The sequence below is a fragment of the Pseudomonas palleroniana genome, assembly GCF_003031675.1.
Taxonomy (GTDB): Bacteria; Pseudomonadota; Gammaproteobacteria; order Pseudomonadales; family Pseudomonadaceae; genus Aquipseudomonas; species Aquipseudomonas palleroniana.
In genome coordinates this window covers 51,678-71,136 of sequence record NZ_PYWX01000019.1, presented here as the reverse complement: position 1 = coordinate 71,136, position 19,459 = coordinate 51,678, and the positions used below count along the sequence as shown (strand labels likewise).

At 61.9% G+C, this 19,459-nt stretch carries 19 protein-coding genes; 12 read left to right on the top strand and 7 right to left on the bottom strand.

Going from position 1 to position 19,459, the window contains the following annotated elements; all coding sequences use genetic code 11:
• Positions 1–19: 19 nt before the first annotated feature.
• The gene (locus C9383_RS06735) at positions 20–1,423 is read right to left on the bottom strand and encodes an MFS transporter (protein ID WP_090370758.1); all 1,404 of its coding nucleotides are present in this window, start codon (positions 1,421–1,423) and stop codon (positions 20–22) included.
• A gap of 323 nt (positions 1,424–1,746) precedes the next feature.
• On the opposite strand from C9383_RS06735, the gene proP reads away from it, so the two are divergent.
• Entirely contained in the window at positions 1,747–3,249 is a 1,503-nt protein-coding gene (proP, locus tag C9383_RS06730; protein ID WP_060752680.1) for a glycine betaine/L-proline transporter ProP, read from the top strand.
• A gap of 48 nt (positions 3,250–3,297) precedes the next feature.
• Positions 3,298–3,804 carry a GAF domain-containing protein gene (locus tag C9383_RS06725; RefSeq protein ID WP_060752679.1) on the top strand — a complete coding sequence of 169 codons (507 nt, stop codon included), beginning with the start codon at positions 3,298–3,300 and terminating at the stop codon, positions 3,802–3,804.
• On the opposite strand, the gene C9383_RS06720 is transcribed toward C9383_RS06725, so the two are convergent.
• Complete coding sequence (locus tag C9383_RS06720; protein WP_090370756.1) at positions 3,779–4,702, bottom strand: AraC family transcriptional regulator; 924 nt, start codon at positions 4,700–4,702, stop codon at positions 3,779–3,781. The genes C9383_RS06725 and C9383_RS06720 overlap by 26 nt on opposite strands.
• A 166-nt stretch (positions 4,703–4,868) precedes the next feature.
• Between C9383_RS06720 and C9383_RS06715 the strand changes: the two genes are divergently transcribed.
• Both C9383_RS06715 and C9383_RS06710 read left to right on the top strand, forming a co-directional pair.
• Positions 4,869–5,891 (top strand): alpha/beta hydrolase, encoded by a 1,023-nt coding sequence (locus C9383_RS06715; protein WP_090370754.1) that lies wholly within the window; start codon positions 4,869–4,871, stop codon positions 5,889–5,891.
• Between the two features lie 44 nt (positions 5,892–5,935).
• Positions 5,936–7,114 carry an MFS transporter gene (locus tag C9383_RS06710; protein WP_090370752.1) on the top strand — a complete coding sequence of 393 codons (1,179 nt, stop codon included), beginning with the start codon at positions 5,936–5,938 and terminating at the stop codon, positions 7,112–7,114.
• Here the strand turns inward: C9383_RS06710 and C9383_RS06705 are convergent.
• Positions 7,071–7,892 (bottom strand): AraC family transcriptional regulator, encoded by an 822-nt coding sequence (locus C9383_RS06705; protein ID WP_090370750.1) that lies wholly within the window; start codon positions 7,890–7,892, stop codon positions 7,071–7,073. The genes C9383_RS06710 and C9383_RS06705 overlap by 44 nt on opposite strands.
• Positions 7,893–7,989: 97 nt before the next feature.
• Between C9383_RS06705 and C9383_RS06700 the strand changes: the two genes are divergently transcribed.
• Complete coding sequence (locus C9383_RS06700) at positions 7,990–9,201, top strand: MFS transporter (protein ID WP_090370748.1); 1,212 nt, start codon at positions 7,990–7,992, stop codon at positions 9,199–9,201.
• A gap of 110 nt (positions 9,202–9,311) precedes the next feature.
• Positions 9,312–10,484 carry a GGDEF domain-containing protein gene (locus tag C9383_RS06695; protein ID WP_090370745.1) on the top strand — a complete coding sequence of 391 codons (1,173 nt, stop codon included), beginning with the start codon at positions 9,312–9,314 and terminating at the stop codon, positions 10,482–10,484.
• Here the strand turns inward: C9383_RS06695 and C9383_RS06690 are convergent.
• A complete protein-coding gene (locus C9383_RS06690) occupies positions 10,469–10,777 on the bottom strand; it encodes a DUF2834 domain-containing protein (RefSeq protein ID WP_090370743.1) in 309 nt (102 codons plus the stop codon). The two genes, C9383_RS06695 and C9383_RS06690, sit on opposite strands and share 16 nt — an antisense overlap.
• 83 nt (positions 10,778–10,860) lie before the next feature.
• Between C9383_RS06690 and C9383_RS06685 the strand changes: the two genes are divergently transcribed.
• Together C9383_RS06685 and C9383_RS06680 are read left to right on the top strand one after the other, a co-directional pair.
• A complete protein-coding gene (locus tag C9383_RS06685) occupies positions 10,861–11,649 on the top strand; it encodes a helix-turn-helix domain-containing protein (protein WP_090370741.1) in 789 nt (262 codons plus the stop codon).
• A 55-nt stretch (positions 11,650–11,704) separates the two neighbouring features.
• Positions 11,705–13,414, top strand: a complete 1,710-nt coding sequence (locus tag C9383_RS06680; protein WP_090370739.1) for an amidase — start codon at positions 11,705–11,707, stop codon at positions 13,412–13,414.
• A 111-nt stretch (positions 13,415–13,525) separates the two neighbouring features.
• Here C9383_RS06680 and C9383_RS06675 read toward each other — a convergent pair whose 3' ends face one another.
• Positions 13,526–14,260: a CPBP family intramembrane glutamic endopeptidase gene (locus C9383_RS06675; RefSeq protein ID WP_090370737.1), complete on the bottom strand. Its 735-nt coding sequence runs from the start codon at positions 14,258–14,260 to the stop codon at positions 13,526–13,528.
• Between the two features lie 375 nt (positions 14,261–14,635).
• Here C9383_RS06675 and C9383_RS06670 point away from each other — a divergent pair, with 375 nt between their 5' ends.
• Positions 14,636–15,067 carry a nuclear transport factor 2 family protein gene (locus C9383_RS06670; RefSeq protein WP_090370735.1) on the top strand — a complete coding sequence of 144 codons (432 nt, stop codon included), beginning with the start codon at positions 14,636–14,638 and terminating at the stop codon, positions 15,065–15,067.
• A 1-nt stretch (position 15,068) separates the two neighbouring features.
• On the opposite strand, the gene C9383_RS06665 is transcribed toward C9383_RS06670, so the two are convergent.
• Complete coding sequence (locus C9383_RS06665) at positions 15,069–16,394, bottom strand: aminotransferase-like domain-containing protein (RefSeq protein ID WP_060752667.1); 1,326 nt, start codon at positions 16,392–16,394, stop codon at positions 15,069–15,071.
• A gap of 90 nt (positions 16,395–16,484) precedes the next feature.
• Here C9383_RS06665 and C9383_RS06660 point away from each other — a divergent pair, with 90 nt between their 5' ends.
• Positions 16,485–17,375: a DMT family transporter gene (locus C9383_RS06660; protein WP_090370733.1), complete on the top strand. Its 891-nt coding sequence runs from the start codon at positions 16,485–16,487 to the stop codon at positions 17,373–17,375.
• Here the strand turns inward: C9383_RS06660 and C9383_RS06655 are convergent.
• Positions 17,372–17,938, bottom strand: coding sequence for a YceI family protein (locus C9383_RS06655; RefSeq protein ID WP_090370732.1), 567 nt, complete (start codon positions 17,936–17,938; stop codon positions 17,372–17,374). The genes C9383_RS06660 and C9383_RS06655 overlap by 4 nt on opposite strands.
• A 91-nt stretch (positions 17,939–18,029) precedes the next feature.
• Between C9383_RS06655 and C9383_RS06650 the strand changes: the two genes are divergently transcribed.
• Both C9383_RS06650 and yghX read left to right on the top strand, forming a co-directional pair.
• Complete coding sequence (locus C9383_RS06650; protein WP_090370729.1) at positions 18,030–18,524, top strand: PaaI family thioesterase; 495 nt, start codon at positions 18,030–18,032, stop codon at positions 18,522–18,524.
• Positions 18,525–18,567: 43 nt separating this feature from the next.
• Positions 18,568–19,455 (top strand): YghX family hydrolase, encoded by an 888-nt coding sequence (yghX, locus tag C9383_RS06645; protein ID WP_090370727.1) that lies wholly within the window; start codon positions 18,568–18,570, stop codon positions 19,453–19,455.
• Positions 19,456–19,459 lie beyond the last annotated feature (4 nt).

Sequence of the window (19,459 nt, the reverse complement as noted above, 5' to 3'; positions counted from 1 at the left end):
CACCCAAGCCCCGCACCACTTATAGGTCGGTGATTTCCTTGTGGCGTGGCACCAGCGCTTTCATCACGCTCCACGCCACCAAGTACGCCAGCGCACAGATCGCAAACATGATCATGTAGCCGGTGTGAATATCATTGACGGACTTGTAGTAGTCGAACACCCAGCCGCCGATCTTGGTCATGACCACGCCGCCCAGACCGCCGGCCATGCCGCCGATCCCCACCACGGACGCCACGGTTTTCTGCGGGAACATGTCGGACACGGTGGTGAAGATATTGCACGACCACGCCTGGTGCGCCGAGGCACCGATACCGATCAGCAGCACCGGCACCCAGAAGCTCAGGTAACCCAAAGGCTGCGCGAGCAACACCACCAGCGGGAACAGTGCGATCACCAGCATGGCTTTCATCCGGCCGTCGTAAGGTGCATCGCCCCGCGCCATGAAGTAACTGGGGAACCAGCCGCCGCCGATACTGCCGACCATGGTCATGCTGTACAGCACCGCCAACGGCATCACGATATCCGCGCCTTTCATGCCGTACTGCGCCGACAGGTAAGTCGGCAGCCAGAACAGAAAGAACCACCACACGCCGTCGGTCATGAACTTGCCAAAAGCGAATGCCCAGGTCTGGCGGTAGGTCAGCAACTTGAACCAGGAGACTTTTTTCTGCGGCGCGCCGGCAGGTGCAGGGGTAAAGGGTTGTAGGGTCTGATCACTGCGGATGTAGGCCAGTTCTTCGGCCGAAAGGCGCTTCTGCTCCTCCGGTTTCTGGTAAAGCACGCCCCACACCGCGACCCACACAAACCCCAGCATGCCGATGACGATGAACGCCGCTTCCCAGCCCCACAGCCCGGCAATCAACGGCACACAGATCGGCGCCAGGATCGCCCCCACGTTGGCCCCCGAGTTGAAGATGCCGGTGGCCAGGGAGCGTTCTTTCTTCGGGAAGTACTCGGCGGTGGCCTTGATCGCGATGGGGAAGTTACCTGCTTCGCCAATGGCCAGGACGGCGCGGGACAGCATGAAGCCGGCAATCGACACCGGGATCACCGCAAGGCCAATGGCCCCGCTGAGCGCCGCGATCCCCTCGCCCATCGGTACCGCGAATGCATGCATGATTGCGCCGGTGGACCAGATGCCGATCGCCACGACATACGCCGCCTTGGTGCCGATCCTGTCGACAAACCGCCCGGCGAACAGCATGGAAATCGCATAGACGAACTGGAACACCGCAGCAATGTTGGCGTAGTCGGTATTGCTCCAGCCAAATTGCGTCGACAGTTGTGGCGCCAGCAGGCTGAGCACCTGGCGGTCGAGGTAGTTGACGGTAGTCGCGAAGAACAGCATCGCGCAGATGGTCCAGCGATAGTTGCCTACCGCCTGGCCCACGCGCTGGGCGTTGAGGGGCTCGTTCAAGTTCATGGCATCACTTTTTATTGTTTTTAGTAAGACACACGTAACGTCATATGTCGTCGTACAACTTATGACTTTTATATCGAGCAGCCCGAGCGCTGTCAATCTGAAAGATTCAGCTTTGTTGAGGTCCTCGCAGGGATCGGAAGAATCGGGCAGGCGTAGTTGTAGGATGACGCTGCTGATTACTCCGCGAAGAGCACGCCTGGCCATCCCCACTGCAAAAAAAACCAATCAGTGGTGAATTATTTCGTATGCGCTTGTATCTGAACTGACAGAGCGGTGCCATCGCAACGATGGCACCTCCCCTGTTCAGATTTAGAGTGGCCCGCATGAAATTACGCAAGAAAAGCGTCAAACCCATCGGATTGAAAGACATCACCATCGTCGACGATACCAAGGTGCGCAAGGCAATCACCGCCGCGGCCCTGGGTAACGCCATGGAGTGGTTCGACTTCGGCGTCTACGGTTTCGTCGCCTATGTACTGGGCAAAGTGTTCTTCCCCGACGCCTCGCCCAGCGTACAAATGATCGCCGCACTGGCTACCTTCTCCGTCCCCTTCCTGATCCGTCCTCTGGGCGGCCTGTTCTTCGGCGCATTGGGCGACAAATACGGGCGGCAGAAAGTCCTCGCCGCCACCATCGTGATCATGTCCCTGAGTACCTTTGCCATCGGCTTGATCCCAGGTTACGCCTCCATTGGCATCTGGGCACCGATCCTGTTGCTGCTCTGCAAGATGGCCCAGGGGTTTTCGGTGGGCGGCGAATACACCGGCGCCTCGATCTTCGTCGCCGAATATGCCCCGGACCGCAAGCGCGGCTTCCTCGGCAGTTGGCTGGACTTCGGCTCCATCGCCGGCTTCGTGCTCGGCGCGGGCGTGGTGGTGTTGATTTCCAGCGTGCTGGGCGAGGAACAGTTCGAAGCCTGGGGCTGGCGCCTGCCGTTCTTCCTCGCCCTGCCCCTGGGCATCATCGGCCTGTACCTGCGCCATGCGCTGGAAGAAACCCCGGCCTTCCAGCAGCACATGGACAAACTCGAGCAAGGTGATCGCCAGGGCCTGACCCACGGCCCCAAAGTGTCGTTCAAGGAGGTCGCCACCAAGCACTGGCGCAGCCTGCTGACCTGCATCGGTATCGTCGCGGCCACCAACGTGACCTACTACATGCTGCTCACCTACATGCCCAGCTACCTGTCGCACAACCTGCACTACAAAGAAAACAGCGGCGTGCTGATCATCATCGCGATCATGGTCGGCATGCTGTTCGTACAGCCATTCATTGGCTTTATCAGCGACAAGATTGGCCGCAAGCCTTTCATCATCGCCGGTAGCATCGGCCTGCTGTTGCTGGCCATTCCAGCGTTCATGCTGATCACCAGCGGCAAGATCGGCCTGATCTTCGGCGGCCTGCTGATCCTGGCCGTCGTGCTGAACTTCTACATCGGCGTGATGGCCTCGACCCTGCCGGCCATGTTCCCCACCCATATTCGCTACAGCGCGCTGGCGAGTGCCTTCAACGTCTCGGTACTGATCGCCGGTCTCACCCCTACCGCCACGGCCTGGCTGGTGGAAAGCACCGACGACCTGTACATGCCGGCCTACTACCTGATGGCGTTTGCCGTGATCGGCCTGATCACCGGCCTGACCATGAAGGAAACCGCCAACCGCCCCCTGCGCGGCGCCGCACCGGCCGCCTCTGATATAGAAGAGGCCAAGGAGTTGCTGCAGGAGCACCACGACAGTATCGAACAGAAGATCGAAGCGATTGACGCCGAGATTGCCGAGCTGGAAGCCAAGCGCAAGAGCCTGGTCGAGCAGCACCCACGTATCAACTAAGCGGCTGGCGTGGCGGCGTCTGCCGTCACGCCATCGGAGTGTTCAGCCATGATCCCCAGCGTCAACCCGACCCATTCGTTTCTCAGCCCGGAGGAGCGTGCCGCCATCGCGGAAATCGAGGCCACCACCAGCATCCTGCAATTGGTGACTCGCTTGACCAACATGCGCTTCGCCGGCATTGCCAAATTCACCGACGTGGAGTGGATAGTCTGCTCCGTGTACGACACCGCCAACATGGGCATCCATGTGGATGACGTGCTCGATCTGGAAACCACCCTGTGCAGTGAGTTCTGCATCAACCCCCACGCACTGTTCATCCCGCAAGTCAGCCAGGATGGCCGTTTTTCAACCCGCCCGGTGGTCAAGCAGTACGCCATTGAAAGCTACGCCGGCGCACCTATCTTCCTGCCGGACGGCCGCCTGTTCGGCGCGCTGTGCGCCCTGGATTCACGGGCGATGCTGTTTGACGACCCCAACCTGTCGGAAACCCTGAGCCTGTTTGCGCGGCTGATCGGCTGTATCTTCTTCGCTAACTTAACGGCGGCCGAACAGTAACAACACGCTTGCCTCGCAACACGGCCACATCGCGCTTGGGAGGCACGCCGAACAGCCGGCTGTACTCTCGACTGAATTGTGACGGGCTCTCATACCCGACTTTGAAGGCGGCGCTGGACACGTCCTGATGTTCGTTCAACATCAAGCGCCGCGCCTCGTTCAAACGCAGCCATTTTTGATACTGCAACGGGCTCATTGCGGTGAGTTGGCGAAAGTGATGATGAAAAGTGGCCGGGCTCATTTGCACGCGGGCGGCCAACTCATCCACCCGTAGCGGTTCGTCGTAATTAAGCTTCAGCCAGTCAATCGCCTTGGCGATCCGATAGCCCTGACCGTCCACCGCACAGATCTTGCGCAGGCGCCCGGCCTGATCACTCTTGAGCAGGCGGTAGTGGATTTCGCGCTGAATCAACGGGGCAAGCACCGGGATCGCCTCGGGCTCATCCAGCAGAGCCACCAGCCGCGCGAACGCCTGGAGCATGCCCTCGGTAACAGTACCGATACCCACGCCCTTCAGCGCTGCCCGTTCTCGGGTTGGCGGCAACTCACCCTGGGCGATCAGTTCAGCCAGGATCTGCAGGTCCAGCTTGAAGGTCAGGCCCAGGCAAGGTTGAGCCGGGCTGGCGGCCAGCACCTCGGAGTTGGCCGGAATGTCCAGCGAGGTCACCAGAAATCGCGAGGTGTCGTAGGCGTAACCCAGCCCGCCCACCCACAACTGCTTCGCACCTTGGGCGACCAACACAATGCTGGGCTCGACCATGCAGACCACCGGCGCCGCCGGCTGCTCCCGCCGATAAAAGCCCAGGCCCGGGATCGCCATGGGGCGGTCACCCGGCGTGCAAACCTGCGAACCGATGGCTTGGATCAAGCTATCCAAAGGCGTTGGGTTGTTCTTCATAAAAGGCTCTTTTCTCTCTTCATCGAACTTTACCCCGGACGCCCCATGAACGTCCCCAGCAAACGCCAAGACTCAGAGGATCAGGCAAGTAATCCAGTGAAACGCACTACAGAACCACAGGCCACATCAGGAAAATGCACGGACCAACCTTCTCACGGATCACGCCATGAAAAGCCTTTTGCTCGCCCTGAGCGTGCTGCTGACGTCTTTTTCTTCACTGGGAGCCGATATGATCAACGGTGCTGACAACTTCTACAAAAGCGACAAGGTGACCGTCGAAAAAGTCACCTTCAACAACCAATATGGCATGCCGGTCGTGGCTAATCTATTCGTGCCAAAAAACCTTGCGCCGGCCTCCAAGAACGCAGCCATCGTCGTCGGCCACCCCATGGGCGCCGTCAAAGAACAGAGCGCGAATCTCTACGCGACCAAAATGGCCGAACAAGGCTTCGTCACCCTGTCTCTGGACCTGTCGTTCTGGGGTGAAAGCGCAGGCTCGCCGCGTAACGCGGTGCTGCCTGACCTCTACGTTGAAGACTTCAGCGCCGCGGTGGATTTCCTCGGCACACGCCCGCTGGTTGATCGCGAACGCATCGGTGTGATCGGCATCTGCGGCAGTGGCAGCTTCGCCATTGCCGCGGCGAAAATCGACCCACGCTTCAAGGCCATCGCCACCGTGAGCATGTACGACATGGGGGCGGCCAACCGCAACGGACTCAAACACGGCGTAACGCTGGAGCAACGTCGACAACTGCTGCTTCAGGCTGCCAACCAGCGCTACGTGGAATTTCAGGGTGGCGACAGCGTCTACACCGGCGGCACTCCGCACGCCCTCAGCGGCGATGCGGTAGGCGATGAGTTCTATGATTTCTACCGCACCCCGCGCGGCGAATTCACCCCGGCCGGCGCGTCGGCGCAAACCACCACGCAGCCGACACTGACCAGCAACGTGAAGTTCATGAACTTCTATCCGTTCAACGACATCGAGACGATCTCCCCACGCCCACTGTTATTGATCGCCGGCGCTGATGCCCACTCTCGCGAATTCAGCGAGGACGCCTATCAGCGTGCCGCCGAGCCCAAGGAATTGGTGATCATCCCGGGGGCCGGCCATGTGGATCTGTACGACCGAGTCAATCTGATCCCGTTCGTCAAGCTCACCGCCTTCTTCAAAGGCAACTTGAAGTGACCTCCCCTAACACTCATACGCACGGTTGGGCTGCGGTGTTCGCGATGTCTCTGGCGGCGTTCGCGTTGGTCGCCTCTGAATTCATGCCCGTGAGCTTGCTGACGCCGTTGGCGGCCGACCTGCAGATCTCCGAGGGTCAGGCCGGCCAGGGCATTTCGGTATCCGGACTGTTCGCCTTGCTCACCAGTCTGGTCATTGCGGCTGTCGCGGCACGGGTTGATCGCAAACGCCTGTTGCTGGGGTTGACCTTACTGATGATCCTGTCGGGAACCGTGGTGGCACTGGCGCCGGACTATCGGGTGTTCATGCTCGGCCGCGTGCTGATCGGCGTGGCCATAGGCGGCTTCTGGTCACTGTCGGCCGCCACTGCCATGCGCCTGGTGCCATCGGCCCAGGTGCCGCGCGCCTTGGCTATCGTCAATGGCGGCAACGCATTGGCAACCGTCATTGCAGCGCCGTTGGGTAGCTTTCTCGGCGGATTGATCGGCTGGCGCGGCGCATTCTTTTGCGTCGTACCGGTCGCCGTGTTGGCGGGCGTATGGCTGCTGGTGAGCCTGCCATCGATAAAGATGCAGACCGCACCCCATTCCGGCAACGTGCTGCGCTTACTCAGAAAGGCTTCGGTGGCTCTGGGCATGCTCGCAGTCAGTGTATTTTTCATGGGCCAGTTCATGCTGTTCACTTACCTGCGCCCGTTCCTGGAAAACGTGACTCAAGTGAGTGTGTCCACACTGTCATTGATGCTGCTGGTGCTCGGCCTCACCGGCCTTGTGGGGACGTTCCTGATAGAACGGTGCCTGAAAAACGCTCTTTACCCGGCGCTTATCGCCATCCCGCTGTTGATGGCCGTGATCGCCGTGGCGTTGTTGGTAATGGGCAGTTCGCCAGTCGCCACCACGGCATTGCTGGGTTTCTGGGGCCTGGTGGCCACTGCTGCGCCGGTGGGTTGGTGGACCTGGCTGTCGCGCGAGCTGCCCGATGACGCGGAGGCTGGCGGCGGCTTGATGGTCGCAATCATTCAATTGGCGATTACTGCCGGTGCCACGGTCGGCGGCCTGGCGTTCGATCACTGGGGCTATCAAGCGACCTTTGAGCTGAGCGCGGCGTCGTTGGGTATCGCCGCGCTGCTGGCTTGCCTGGCCGCACGGCGCGCCTCGTTGACAACCGTGGTCGGCCGCCCTAGCGGAAAAACTGACTCGGCGTCTTGCCGAACTGTTTCTTGAACATATTGGTAAAGGCGCTCGGGCTGTCGTAGCCCAGCTCGATCGCCACATCGATGATCTTCTCCCCCACCGCAATGCGCTCCAGCGCCAGCAGCAACCGCGCCTGCTGGCGCCACTGGCCGAACGTCAGGCCGGTTTCCTTGCGGAACAGGCGCTGGATGGTCTTCTGATCCAGGCCCAGTCGGTCGCTCCAGTCCGCCACCGTCGAGGCGTCACCGGCATCCTGTTGCAACGCCTGGCAGATATGGTTGATGCGTGAGTCGGCGGGCTGGGGCAACGACAGCGGCAACGCCGGCAGAATCGCCAGTTCGTCGAGGATCAGGTGCATGATCCGCGCATCGCGCGAGTCTTCGGCATAAGGCGGCTTCAAACTCACCGATGCCTTGATCAGTTCACTGAGCAGCGGTGAAATGCTCACCGCCTTGGTCTCGGTGGGCAAATTCGGGAAGGCATCCGGGCGCACGAACACGCTGCGCATCTTCAGCGTGCCCACGCAACGCAGCGAATGCACTTGCCCGCTGGGCATCCAGAAGCCGCGATTGGACGGCACCGTCCACTGGTTCTGCGCCGAGTGCACCACCATCACGCCTTCGATGGCGTAGAGTAGTTGGTGTTTTTCGTGGCTGTGATCCGGGATCACCCAGTTTTCAGGATAATCGGTGGCGGAACTGATCACCGCCCAGTCGCCCTCATCGATCTCCTGCAAAAATTCATCCAATGGTTTGATCATTTCGCCCTTTTTGCGATAGTTGCCTCCCGATTTTCGCGAGACAGGCATTTACGCCGAATCTAGCATGAACGCCGAAACAATTTGAAATGGGCAGCCAGCTCAAGTACTGGCAGCCCTGGAACGCTGCCTTGTATGGAATGCCTGCATGTCGACACTGACCGCGTCACCCGCCGCTGCAACCCCTGCGCCCCAGATAAGCCCTCTGGTCATGCGCGTCCTCGGTGCCTGCGCCCTGGCGCACCTGATCAATGACTTGATCCAGGCCGTGCTGCCCTCGATCTACCCGATGCTCAAAGCCAACTATGGGCTGAGCTTCACCCAGGTGGGCCTGATCACCCTGACCTTTCAACTGACCGCGTCCTTGCTGCAGCCCTGGATCGGTTACCACACCGACCGCCATCCCAAGCCTTGGCTGTTGCCGGCGGGCATGGTCTGCACCTTGATCGGCATTCTGATGCTGGCGTTCGTCGGTTCCTTCCCGGCGATCCTGCTGGCAGCGGGGTTGGTCGGCGTCGGCTCGTCGACCTTCCACCCGGAAACCTCGCGGGTGGCACGCCTGGCCTCGGGCGGCCGCTATGGCCTGGCGCAATCGACCTTCCAGGTCGGCGGCAACACCGGCAGCGCCTTCGGCCCGTTGCTCGCGGCGGCCATCATCATTCCCTACGGCCAGACGCACATCGCCTGGTTCGGCCTGTTCGCGGTCTTCGCGATCCTGGTGCTGTATGGCTTGAGCCGCTGGTACCGCAACCACCTCAACCTGTTCAAACTCAAGCAAGGCAGCCAGGCAACCCATGGTTTGTCCAAAGGCCGCGTGACCTTCGCCCTGGTGGTGCTGGCCCTGCTGGTGTTCTCCAAATACTGGTACATGACCAGCCTGACCAGCTACTTCACGTTCTACCTGATCGAAAAATTCCAGCTGTCGGTCGCCAGTTCTCAGATGTACCTGTTCCTGTTCCTCGGCGCCGTGGCCGTCGGCACCTTCGCGGGCGGCCCGATCGGCGACAAGATCGGGCGCAAGAAAGTCATCTGGTTCTCCATCCTCGGCGCGGCCCCTTTCACCCTGGCCCTGCCCTATGTCGACCTGTTCTGGACGGCGGTCTTGAGCGTGGTGATCGGGTTTATCATCGCCTCGGCCTTTTCGGCCATCGTGGTCTACGCCCAGGAACTGGTGCCGGGCAATGTGGGCATGATCGCCGGGATCTTCTTCGGCCTGATGTTCGGCTTCAGCGGCATCGGCGCGGCACTGCTCGGCTTGCTCGCCGACAGCCACGGCATCGAGTACGTCTACAAACTGTGCTCGTTCCTGCCGCTGGTGGGGATCCTGACGATATTGCTGCCATCGACCAAAGGCGCCTGACCCGCCGATCATCGGCTGGCCGTACGCCAGCACGATGAATGCTCTGAGAAACCTGCGTGTGCGCTTACAATCCTGGCTTTTAGCGCACACCCAGGCAGACCCGGCACCCAATGACGCTCGATCCCCCGACCATTCTGGCACTCACCGTTGCCCTGGCAGCCGCTGCCGCCCTGTACCTAGCCGTTGAATGGCGCAGCGTGCGCGAACCCTCGCTGCTGTTCTGGAGCGCCGGCTTCGCCATCATCAGCTTCGGCTCCATCCTCGCCCTGCTGCGCAGCAGCGGCTTCTGGATGATCGGCATCTGGTTCGCCAACGGTTTGCTGGTCAGCGCGCACTTTTTATTCCTGTTGGGCGTGGCACGCTTTACCCAGCGGCGACTGTCGGCGTTTTGGCTACTGATGCCGGCCATATGGTTCGGACTGCTGATGCTCCCGGCCGACCTGCTATGGTCCAAAATCATGCTGGCGGTGCAGTCATTGCTGGTGGCACTGCCCACCTTGTGCGCCAGTTTCCTGCTGCGGCCCCATGGCAAATCCCTCAGCATCGGCGCGGTGCAACTGCGTTACGTGCTGCTGATCCATGGCGCGTTCTATGTGGCCAAGGCCCTGTCTGTGCAGATCCCCGGCACCTTGATCGACCTGACGGCGTTCAAGGGCGAGATCATCCAGGTCTCCCTGGTCGAGGGCGCCATGGCGATCATGCTGATTGCATTGTCGATGACCGGTTCCGAACGCTACCGCCGCGAACAACAGATTGCCCACCTGGCCGCCCGCGACCCGTTGACCGCCCTCTACAACCGCCGCGCCCTCGACCTGCACGCGCCGCCCCTGCTCACCCAGGTTTCAGCGGCACAACCGGGCGCGCTGCTGCTGATCGACATCGATAACTTCAAACTGGTCAATGACCTCTACGGCCATACCGCCGGCGACCGCTTGCTGATCACCTTGAGCGAGATGATTCGCACCGTGGCCCCGGATGGCTCGCTGGCCGCCCGCCTGGGCGGCGATGAGTTCGTGATCCTGCTCAACGACACCTCGACCGAGCAGATCGTGGAACTGGGCAGCCGCCTGCGCGCCCAGTTCCACCAATTCGCCTCGCAGTCCTTCACCACGCCCGCGCCGATCACGTTGAGCATCGGCGCCAACCTGTTCGACCAACCGCCGCACAGCCTCGCGGTGTTGATTGAACTGGGGGACAGCGCACTCTATGAAACCAAGCGGGGTGGGCGCGACAGCATTCGCCTGGTGGACCGTACCGGCGCGTACGCTCATTCATCCCGGTAGGCGTTCACAACGATGTACAACAACGGCCCCACCGAGACGAACACCGCCGTCAGCAAAAAATACGGCAGCACGCCAATCACCGAGCGCCCCCGGGCCCGCGTATCCCGATACATCCACACACATGCCAGCGCCGCCATCAGGTACAGGTCGATCACGACCTGCGCCGTGTCCGGCCGCGTCATCAGTTCCCAGCCGAATGCCAGCAACGATTGCTCGGCGGTGAACATCACCGCCAGGCTGTACAGCGAAAACCCGAGCAGAGCGGCCAGGGCGATATAAGGTCTTCTGGACATGGACTCTTCCTTGCAGTGAACGAGGCCCACCCTAGTGATAAGGTGGCGGCCCTCGCAATGACCTCGGAGGTCATGACCACGCCATGGACATCACAGTCAGCGCCGGCGAACTGTTACGCCAACTGCGCCGCCACGCCCACCTGAGCCAACTGGACCTGGCCTTGATCACGGGCGTCTCGCAGCGTCACCTCAGTTGCATCGAAACCGGCCGCGCCAAGCCGAGCCCGGGCACCTTGCATAATCTGCTGACGGCGTTGGAAGCCCCGTTGGAGCTGTGCAACCGTGTATTCCTCGCCGCCGGTTATGCCCCCCGCTACGCCGCCACCTCGTTGGCATCGCCCGCCATGGCGGCGATTCGCGAGGCGGTCAGCCATGTGTTGCATGCCAACAACCCTGCACCAGCGATTCTGCTGGGCAGCCAGTGGGAAGTGTTGGCGGCGAACGCGAGTACCGGCGTGTTGTTTGAACTGGTGGGTATCCCGCCGGATGCGGCCGATGGCATCAACCTGCTCACCACGCTGCTGCAGACAGGTGGCCTGGGCGATCACCTGATCAACGCCGAAGAAATCCGCAGCCTGGCCTGGCAACGGGCAACCCGCGAAGCACTGGGTAATCCCGGATTGGCTACGTTATTGGCGGGTTTACCGACACCGGCCGGCACCGAACTGCCCGGGTCGATGCCGCCGTTGGTGCTGACGTGTATCCGTTCGAAGCGGGGCGAACTGAACTTCCTGTCGACCTTCACCACCTTCGGCATGCCCCAGGACATCACCCTGACCTCACTGCGGATCGAACATCTGATTCCCGCTGACGCGGCTACATGGCAAGTAATGCGTGCCGCCTACGCGGATTATGCGGCGCTGGTTTTGTGAAATATCTGTCCGTAGACTGCCGCCATACCTCCCACCTGAAGGCGGCGAAAAAAACGTGATGCAAGTTACCGAAGTCTCCATTGCCCAATTGCGCGCGGCGCTTGAAACCGGCCAGACCACTGCCGTTGAACTGGTCAAGGCCTACCTGGCGCGGATCGATGCCTATGACGGCCCGCAGACGGCCACCGCCTTGAACGCCGTGGTCGTGCGCAACCCCCAGGCCCTTGAAGAAGCCAAGGCGTCCGATGCGCGTCGGGCCAAGGGCGAAACCTTGGGACCACTGGATGGCATCCCCTACACCGCCAAAGACAGCTACCTGGTCAAGGGCCTGACGGCCGCCTCGGGCAGCCCGGCCTTCGCCAAGCTGACGGCCCATCGCGACGCCTTTACCATCGAGCGCCTGCGGGCCGGCGGCGCCATCTGCCTGGGCAAGACCAACATGCCGCCGATGGCCAATGGCGGCATGCAACGCGGCGTTTATGGCCGCGCAGAGAGCCCGTACAACGCCGACTACCTCACCGCGCCCTTTGCTTCCGGCTCCTCCAACGGCGCAGGCACCGCGACAGCCGCCAGCTTTGCCGCATTCGGCCTGGCCGAAGAAACCTGGTCGAGCGGGCGCGGTCCGGCGTCCAACAATGGCCTGTGTGCCTACACCCCGTCCCGTGGGGTGATTTCGGTGCGCGGCAACTGGCCGTTGACGCCGACCATGGACGTGGTGGTGCCGTATGCACGCACCATGGCCGACCTGCTGGAAGTGCTCGATGTGGTGGTTGCCGAAGACCCCGACACCCGTGGCGACCTGTGGCGCCTGCAACCCTGGGTACCGATCCCGAGCGTGGCCTCGGTGCGCCCGGTTTCCTACGCTGAGCTGGCAGCGCCTCGCGAGTCGCTCGCAGGTAAACGCTTCGGCGTGCCGCGCATGTACATCAACGCCGACCCCGAGGCCGGCACCAGCGAAAAACCCGGGATCGGCGGGCCGACCGGGCAGAAGATCAACACCCGTGCCAGCGTGATCGACCTGTGGCAGGCTGCCCGCCAGGCGTTGGAAGCCGCCGGCGCCGAGGTGATCGAGGTGGATTTCCCGCTGGTGTCCAACTGCGAAGGCGACCGCCCCGGCGCGCCGACCGTGTTTACCCGCGGCCTGGTGTCCAAGGAATTCCTGCACGACGAACTGTGGGAGCTGTCGGCCTGGGCCTTCGATGACTTCCTGCGTGCCAATGGCGACCCGACCCTCAATCGCCTGGCGGACGTCGACGGCCCGCAGATCTTCCCGCACGACCCAGGCACCCTGCCCAACCGTGAAGACGACCTGGCCGCCGGCATGGACGAGTACGTGCGCATGGCCAAACGTGGCATCACACCGTGGAATGAGATCAGCACCGTGCCCGACGGCCTGCGGGGCCTGGAGCAAACCCGGCGGATTGACCTGGAAGACTGGATGGACAACCTGGGGCTGGACGCCGTGCTGTTCCCGACCGTGGCCGACGTGGGCCCGGCAGATGCCGATGTGAACGAAACCAGTGCCGATATCGCCTGGAGCAACGGGGTTTGGGTCGCCAATGGCAACCTCGCTATTCGCCACCTGGGTGTGCCCACGGTCACCGTGCCGATGGGCGTGATGGCGGACATCGGCATGCCGGTGGGGCTGACCTTTGCCGGGCGTGCCTATGACGACTCGCAACTGCTGCGCTTCGCTTCGGCGTTTGAAGCCACCGGCAGCAAACGCGTGATTCCCCCGCGTACTCCACCCCTGGCGGTAGACTGATGTAGGAGCGAGCTTGCTCGCGAAAAACGTCAACGATAACGCGTTTCTCCTGAATGAACGCGGTGCCTATGAGTTCTTCGCGAGCAAGCTCGCTCCTACAGCATCTGCATTTCAAACCAGCGGCACGGCTATCAACAGAATGGCCGTGCCATGGGTCAGCGTGGCTGGCAACACGCCATAACGCATCCGCACCCAGGCGCAGGCCAGCCCTTCGATCAGGGTGAACAGCAACACCGTCGCGCCCAGTTGGGTCACACTCAAGGCCAGGAACGTATGACAGGCGGCAAAGGCCACGCCACTGATCAAGGCGGCACGCAACGGCGTGAGCCGCTGCTCCAGGTAACCCTGCAGGAACCCGCGAAACAACACCTCTTCCAGCGCGTTGGCGCCGTAAGCCAATACCAGCATGCCCGGCAGCCACACCCAATAGCCATGGATCGCGGACGCGTCGATACCTTGGTGAACCCGTAGCGGCACACCGATCAGGCAGCCCACCAGCAGCCCCACGGCCAGGCCAACAGCCGGATTGCCGATAGACCAGCGCACCAGCTGCCACAACTGCGGCGCGATCCGCGCCAGCAACAGGATCAGCAACGCCGATAAACCACCCAGCATGGCCAATACGAACGTATTGTGGGTGAAGGCGATCTGCGCCTCGTTGCCGAGCGACCACATGCCCAGCGGCGTCATCACGTCGCGCATCAATACGAACGCTGCCAGCAGGATCAGGATGCGCATTGCGGACAAGGTGCTGGGCGTCAGCGCAAACCACAGCCCGAACAGCAACAGACCCGGCGCCAAGTGGAGGCCGTAGTCAATTAATACTTCCATGCCTTGGGTAATCATCAACGCTTCAACCCCGAGCGATAGCGATCATGTCGATATTGACCGACGCCGGCCTCGCAAACGGCCTCCCTGCACCGACGGAGGGTTGAACGGCCTGGTAGTTTGGGTTCGGTAGCATGGCTGGCTTCCTGGTGGATTTGATCAGTGTGGCGCTAGCATAGCCATGTGCCACAAAGGCAGGAAGTGGGGCAAATTCCAGGAAGAAATTGCGCAAGTGTTGAGACGTCATATGATGTCGCACGCCATTTAAAGCGTGACCTACACCAATATTTCAAAGGCATTCAAAAAATTCACTTTCCTTGCCGATTAAAAATACGGCATGGTTGTACGACGACTTAAGTGTTCGTACCCCCTGACAACAATAAGGAAACACCCATGCCCCACATCAAAGTGCTGATCGGTTTTCTGTGCCTGTTTTCCGCTGTGGTCTCAGCCGCGCCCGCCCCCGCCGAAAAAGAGGTGGCGCAGGCCGTCGACCAACTGACCCAAGCCATGCTCCACCTGGACCTCAAGCAGCTGCACGCGTTGACGTCCGACAAGCTCACCTACGGCCACTCCAGCGGCAAAGTCCAGAACAAGGCGCAATTCATCGCCGACCTGGAAAACCACACCAGCGCATTCAAGACCCTGGAGATGCAGAACCAGACCATCACGCTCGACGGCGACACCGCCTTGGTGCGCAACCACTTTCACGCCTTGGCGGTGAACAGCGGCGTCGAAGTGCCCACCGATATCGACAACTTCCAGGTCTGGCAGAAACAGCAAGGCAAGTGGCTGCTGATCGGGCGTCAAGCCTACAAGTACTGACTCACCATGCCACCACCTTGCGCACCTTGAGCAACGCCTCGCGCAACGCCGGTATTTCCACCGAGCCGAGCGCCAGACGCAACGCGTGGGGCACGTAGGCCGAGACCGCAAACGGCTCGGCGGTGGACACGGAAATCTGCTCGCGCTGCAAGGTCATGGCGATCTGATCAGCGCGGGCATCCTCCCCCAGCGGCAACCATAGAAAGTACGACGAGGGGTGACTGATGTAGTCAACACCCGTCAGTACCTGCGCCGCCAAAGCCTGCCGCATCCGGGCATCCTGGCGTTTTTGCGCCTCCAGCCGCGCCACGGTGCCGTCTTCGATCCAGGCCACGGCAATCGCACTCATCACCCCCGGCACGTTCCAGGTGGTGGCCATGATCCTGCGCTCCAACCCTTTCACCCAGGCAAGCGGCGCAGCGATGAAGCCGACGCGCAGTCCCGTGGCCACACTCTTGGAAAAGCCACCGACATACACCGTGCGCTCCGGCGCCAGGCTCGCCAGGGGCAGTGGCGCGTCGTCGGCGAGAAATGCGTAGGCCGCATCTTCGATAATCATCAGATTGTGCCGACGGGCAATCTCGACCAGTTGCTCGCGCTGTGCCAGGTTCAACACCCAGCCCAAAGGGTTGTGCAAGGTCGGAATGCTATACACGGCGCGCACTGGTCGCTGGCGACACAGGCGCTGCAGGAACTCAAGGTCCGGCCCCTCGGCACCGACCGGAATCGCGACGACCTCCAGGTGCAGGGTCTCGGCCAGCACCTTGAAGCCCGAATACGTCAGCGCGTCCACGGCGATCACCTCACCGGGCTTGAGCAATGCCATCAGGCTTACCGCCAAGCCGTGCTGGGCGCCGCTGACCACCAGCACCTGTTCAGCGTCCACCGCCAACCCCCGACTCAACAAGTGCCGCGCCACCGCTGCGCGCTCGTGCAGGCGACCGGCGTGGGGCTGATAGCGCAACAGGGCTTCGAGGTCGCCCGACAGGGCCAACTGGCGCAACGCCGTGCGCAACAGGTCGGCCTGGCCAGGCAACGCGGGGTAGTTGAAGTTGAGGTCGAGCATGCCCGTGGCGACGATCATCTGGCCACTGCCCTGCCCCGGCGGCAACGCAATCTCCCTGACAAACGTGCCACGGCCGGTTTCACCGCTGACCAGGCCCATGGCCTCCAGCTCGGCATACACGCGACTGGCGGTGACCAGGGCCAGGCCATGCTCGGCGGCCAATTGCCGGTGAGTCGGCAACCGTGTGCCAGGCGGCATTTTCCCGCTGCGAATATCGGCGGCGAAGCGGTCGACCAGCGACTTGTAGCGGGCGCGCGGCATAGGCGGTGTATCCATGACAATTCTTTGATTGTCTTAATCTTCACTTTTAGGATGCCGGACACGCAACTTTTCTTTCTTCGGGCATCTTCCATGGAACGTACCTCGCGGTTCAGCACCCTCGATAGCAGTACCCAAGGTTGGATCAACGGCTTTATCGGCGTGCTGATTTTCAGCGGCTCATTGCCCGCCACGCGCCTGGCCGTGATGGCGTTTGACCCGGTGTTTCTCACCCTGATCCGCGCCACCCTCGCAGGCTTGCTCGGCCTGCTGCTACTGCGGTTGTTCAAGGAGAAACGCCCCTCGCGCGGGCAATACATGCCCCTGGTGATCGTCGCCCTGGGCGTGGTCATCGGTTTCCCCCTGCTGACTGCCCTCGCGCTGCAATACGTGACGTCGGCGCATTCAATCGTGTTTATCGGCCTGCTGCCCCTGGCCACGGCGGTATTCGGCGTATTGCGTGGCGGTGAGCGGCCACGGCCGGTGTTCTGGCTGTTTTCAATCCTGGGTAGCGCGCTGGTGATGGGCTATGCCTTCGCTCAAGGCTTGAGCGCCGCGCCGGCGGGCGATTTGCTGATGCTGCTGGCGGTGCTGGTGTGCGGGCTGGGTTATGCCGAGGGCGCCCGGTTGTCGCGCAGCCTGGGCGGCTGGCAGGTGATCTGCTGGGCGCTGGTGGTGTCGTTGCCGGTGGTGGCACCGTTGAGCGTGATCCTGGCGCCGCACAGTTTCAGCGGCATCCCGTTGCCCGCCTGGCTGAGCCTGGGCTACGTGTCGCTGTTCAGCATGTTGATCGGTTTTGTGTTCTGGTATCGCGGCCTGGCCCAGGGCGGTATCGCCGCCGTCGGCCAGTTGCAGTTGCTGCAACCGTTCTTCGGCCTGGCGCTGGCGGCGGGCCTGCTGCATGAACAGGTCAGCCTTGGCATGCTGCTGGTGACCCTGGCCGTGATCGGCTGCGTGGCCGGGGCCAAGCATTTCGCGCGTTAACGTTGAGGGGCGACCATCTTGAATTTGATGTGGATGTCGTTGGACACCACGCTGTTGCCCGCCCACTCACCCTCGCCGATCCGATAGTCTGCGCGATTGAGTACGAACTCGCCGTCGAACACACCGATGCCGCCCTGCTCCTTGAGCAGCACATCGATCACCACCGGCTGCGTGATGCCTTTGATCGTCAGGTGGCCGCTGATCTTGTAGCGGTTCTCGCCCAAGGCGACGGCACCGCTGGATTCATACACGCCCACCGGGTAGGTCGCGGTGTCGAACCAGGCAGGTTGCTGCAGTTGGGTGTTGGCATCCGGGCTGCCGGCGTCGATGCTGGCCAGCTGGATCTTGAGCAACGCATGGGCAGCCTCGGGCTTCTGCGTGTCGAATGTCAGCGTTCCTTCGAAATCGCTGAAGGTGCCATACACCCGCTGCCCGAACTGCTGGAAGGTGAAGCTGATCTGGCTCGCCGTGCGGTTGACGTCCTTGTACTCCACGGCCTGGGCACTGGAGCAACCAATGAGGGCAAGCACCAGCAGCACAGCGGGGAAAGTTCGACGGTTCATGCAACGCTCCGCAAGAAGTAAGGACGCCTGGTTCCCATTCTGCCCGTGGGCTGTTAAACAGAGTAGTCGCCCAGAACAATAAGGACTTTGCATGCTGCCCCCTTCTCTGCAGGACATCACCGCGCCGCAAGGCATTTGCTACGGCTGCGGTGGCAGCAACCCGCATGGCTTGCACATCAAGAGCCGCTGGGATGCCGATGGCGTCCACCTGATCGCCGAACATCAACCCCAGCCCCAATACACCGGCTGGCCGGACCTGGTCTACGGCGGCCTGATCGCCATGTTGGTGGACTGCCATTCCAACTGGACCGCCATGGCCTACCACTACCGCGCAGAGCAGCGTGAACCCGGCACCTTGCCGCGCATCGACTGCGTGACCGGCAACCTCGGGATCAAATTCATCAAACCGACGCCCATGGGCGTGACACTGACCCTGCGTGCACGGGTCGAGGGCGAGGTCGGGCGTAAAAGCCGCGTGGTCTGCGAGGTGTACGCCGGCGACGTCCTCACGGCCATCGGCGACTCGGTGTTCGTGCGCGTCGACACCGGGCAATTGGCCGCCGCCGCCCATGGCCGCGAAGGTTGATCCTGGTCTACAGTGAACGCCACCGCTCCCGAGGACTGCCCCGATGACGCGTCTCACCGCGAAAGACTTCGCCCCCGAACTGCTGGAACTCTACGACGGCTATGCCCACGGCAAGCTCAACCGTCGTGAGTTCCTCGACCGCGCCGCGCTGTTTACCTTCGGTGGCCTCACCGCCTCCGCGTTGCTGGCGGCCCTGAGCCCCGACTATGCCCTGGCCGAGCAAGTGAAATTCACCGACCCGGATATCGTCGCCGATTACATCACCTACCCTTCGCCCAAAGGCAACGGCACCGTGCGCGGTTACCTGGTGCGCCCGGCCAACGCCAGTGGCAAGGTGCCGGCCGTGGTGGTGGTGCATGAAAACCGTGGCCTCAACCCGTATATCGAAGACGTCGCCAGGCGCCTGGCCAAGGCCGGTTTTATCGCCCTGGCGCCGGATGGCCTGACATCGGTGGGCGGCTACCCGGGCAACGATGAAAAAGGCGTGGAGCTGCAGCAGAAAGTCGATCCCGAAAAGCTGATGAACGACTTCTTCGCCGCCATCGAGTGGTTGATGCACCACGACGCCAGCACCGGCAAAGTCGGGATAACCGGTTTCTGTTACGGCGGTGGCGTGACCAATGCAGCGGCGGTGGCCTATCCGGAGTTGGGTGCGGCGGTCTCGTTCTATGGGCGCCAACCGGAGGCCAAGGACGTACCGCGCATCAAGGCGCCGGTCATGCTGCATTACGCCGAGCTGGACACGCGGATCAATGAGGGGTGGCCGGCGTATGAAAAGGCCTTGAAGGCGGCCGGGACGACCTATGAGGCGTACCTCTACAAAGGCGCCAACCATGGCTTCCACAATGACTCAACGCCACGGTACGACGAGGCGGCCGCGAACCTGGCGTGGGAACGCACCCTCGGCTGGTTTCGCAAGTATCTGGCCTGAATGT

Excerpts from the sequence above, each read along its gene's own strand:
- C9383_RS06650 (WP_090370729.1), top strand. The coding sequence starts at position 18,030 with ATGCTGCCCCCTTCTCTGCAGGACATCACCGCGCCGCAAGGCATTTGC.
- C9383_RS06675 (WP_090370737.1), bottom strand. The coding sequence starts at position 14,260 with ATGATTACCCAAGGCATGGAAGTATTAATTGACTACGGCCTCCACTTG.
- C9383_RS06695 (WP_090370745.1), top strand. The coding sequence starts at position 9,312 with ATGACGCTCGATCCCCCGACCATTCTGGCACTCACCGTTGCCCTGGCA.
- C9383_RS06715 (WP_090370754.1), top strand. The coding sequence starts at position 4,869 with ATGAAAAGCCTTTTGCTCGCCCTGAGCGTGCTGCTGACGTCTTTTTCT.
- C9383_RS06735 (WP_090370758.1), bottom strand. The coding sequence starts at position 1,423 with ATGAACTTGAACGAGCCCCTCAACGCCCAGCGCGTGGGCCAGGCGGTA.
- C9383_RS06720 (WP_090370756.1), bottom strand. The coding sequence starts at position 4,702 with ATGAAGAACAACCCAACGCCTTTGGATAGCTTGATCCAAGCCATCGGT.
- C9383_RS06670 (WP_090370735.1), top strand. The coding sequence starts at position 14,636 with ATGCCCCACATCAAAGTGCTGATCGGTTTTCTGTGCCTGTTTTCCGCT.
- C9383_RS06700 (WP_090370748.1), top strand. The coding sequence starts at position 7,990 with ATGTCGACACTGACCGCGTCACCCGCCGCTGCAACCCCTGCGCCCCAG.
- proP (WP_060752680.1), top strand. The coding sequence starts at position 1,747 with ATGAAATTACGCAAGAAAAGCGTCAAACCCATCGGATTGAAAGACATC.
- C9383_RS06710 (WP_090370752.1), top strand. The coding sequence starts at position 5,936 with ATGTCTCTGGCGGCGTTCGCGTTGGTCGCCTCTGAATTCATGCCCGTG.
- yghX (WP_090370727.1), top strand. The coding sequence starts at position 18,568 with ATGACGCGTCTCACCGCGAAAGACTTCGCCCCCGAACTGCTGGAACTC.
- C9383_RS06655 (WP_090370732.1), bottom strand. The coding sequence starts at position 17,938 with ATGAACCGTCGAACTTTCCCCGCTGTGCTGCTGGTGCTTGCCCTCATT.
- C9383_RS06665 (WP_060752667.1), bottom strand. The coding sequence starts at position 16,394 with ATGCCGCGCGCCCGCTACAAGTCGCTGGTCGACCGCTTCGCCGCCGAT.
- C9383_RS06725 (WP_060752679.1), top strand. The coding sequence starts at position 3,298 with ATGATCCCCAGCGTCAACCCGACCCATTCGTTTCTCAGCCCGGAGGAG.
- C9383_RS06660 (WP_090370733.1), top strand. The coding sequence starts at position 16,485 with ATGGAACGTACCTCGCGGTTCAGCACCCTCGATAGCAGTACCCAAGGT.
- C9383_RS06685 (WP_090370741.1), top strand. The coding sequence starts at position 10,861 with ATGGACATCACAGTCAGCGCCGGCGAACTGTTACGCCAACTGCGCCGC.
- C9383_RS06690 (WP_090370743.1), bottom strand. The coding sequence starts at position 10,777 with ATGTCCAGAAGACCTTATATCGCCCTGGCCGCTCTGCTCGGGTTTTCG.
- C9383_RS06705 (WP_090370750.1), bottom strand. The coding sequence starts at position 7,892 with ATGCCTGTCTCGCGAAAATCGGGAGGCAACTATCGCAAAAAGGGCGAA.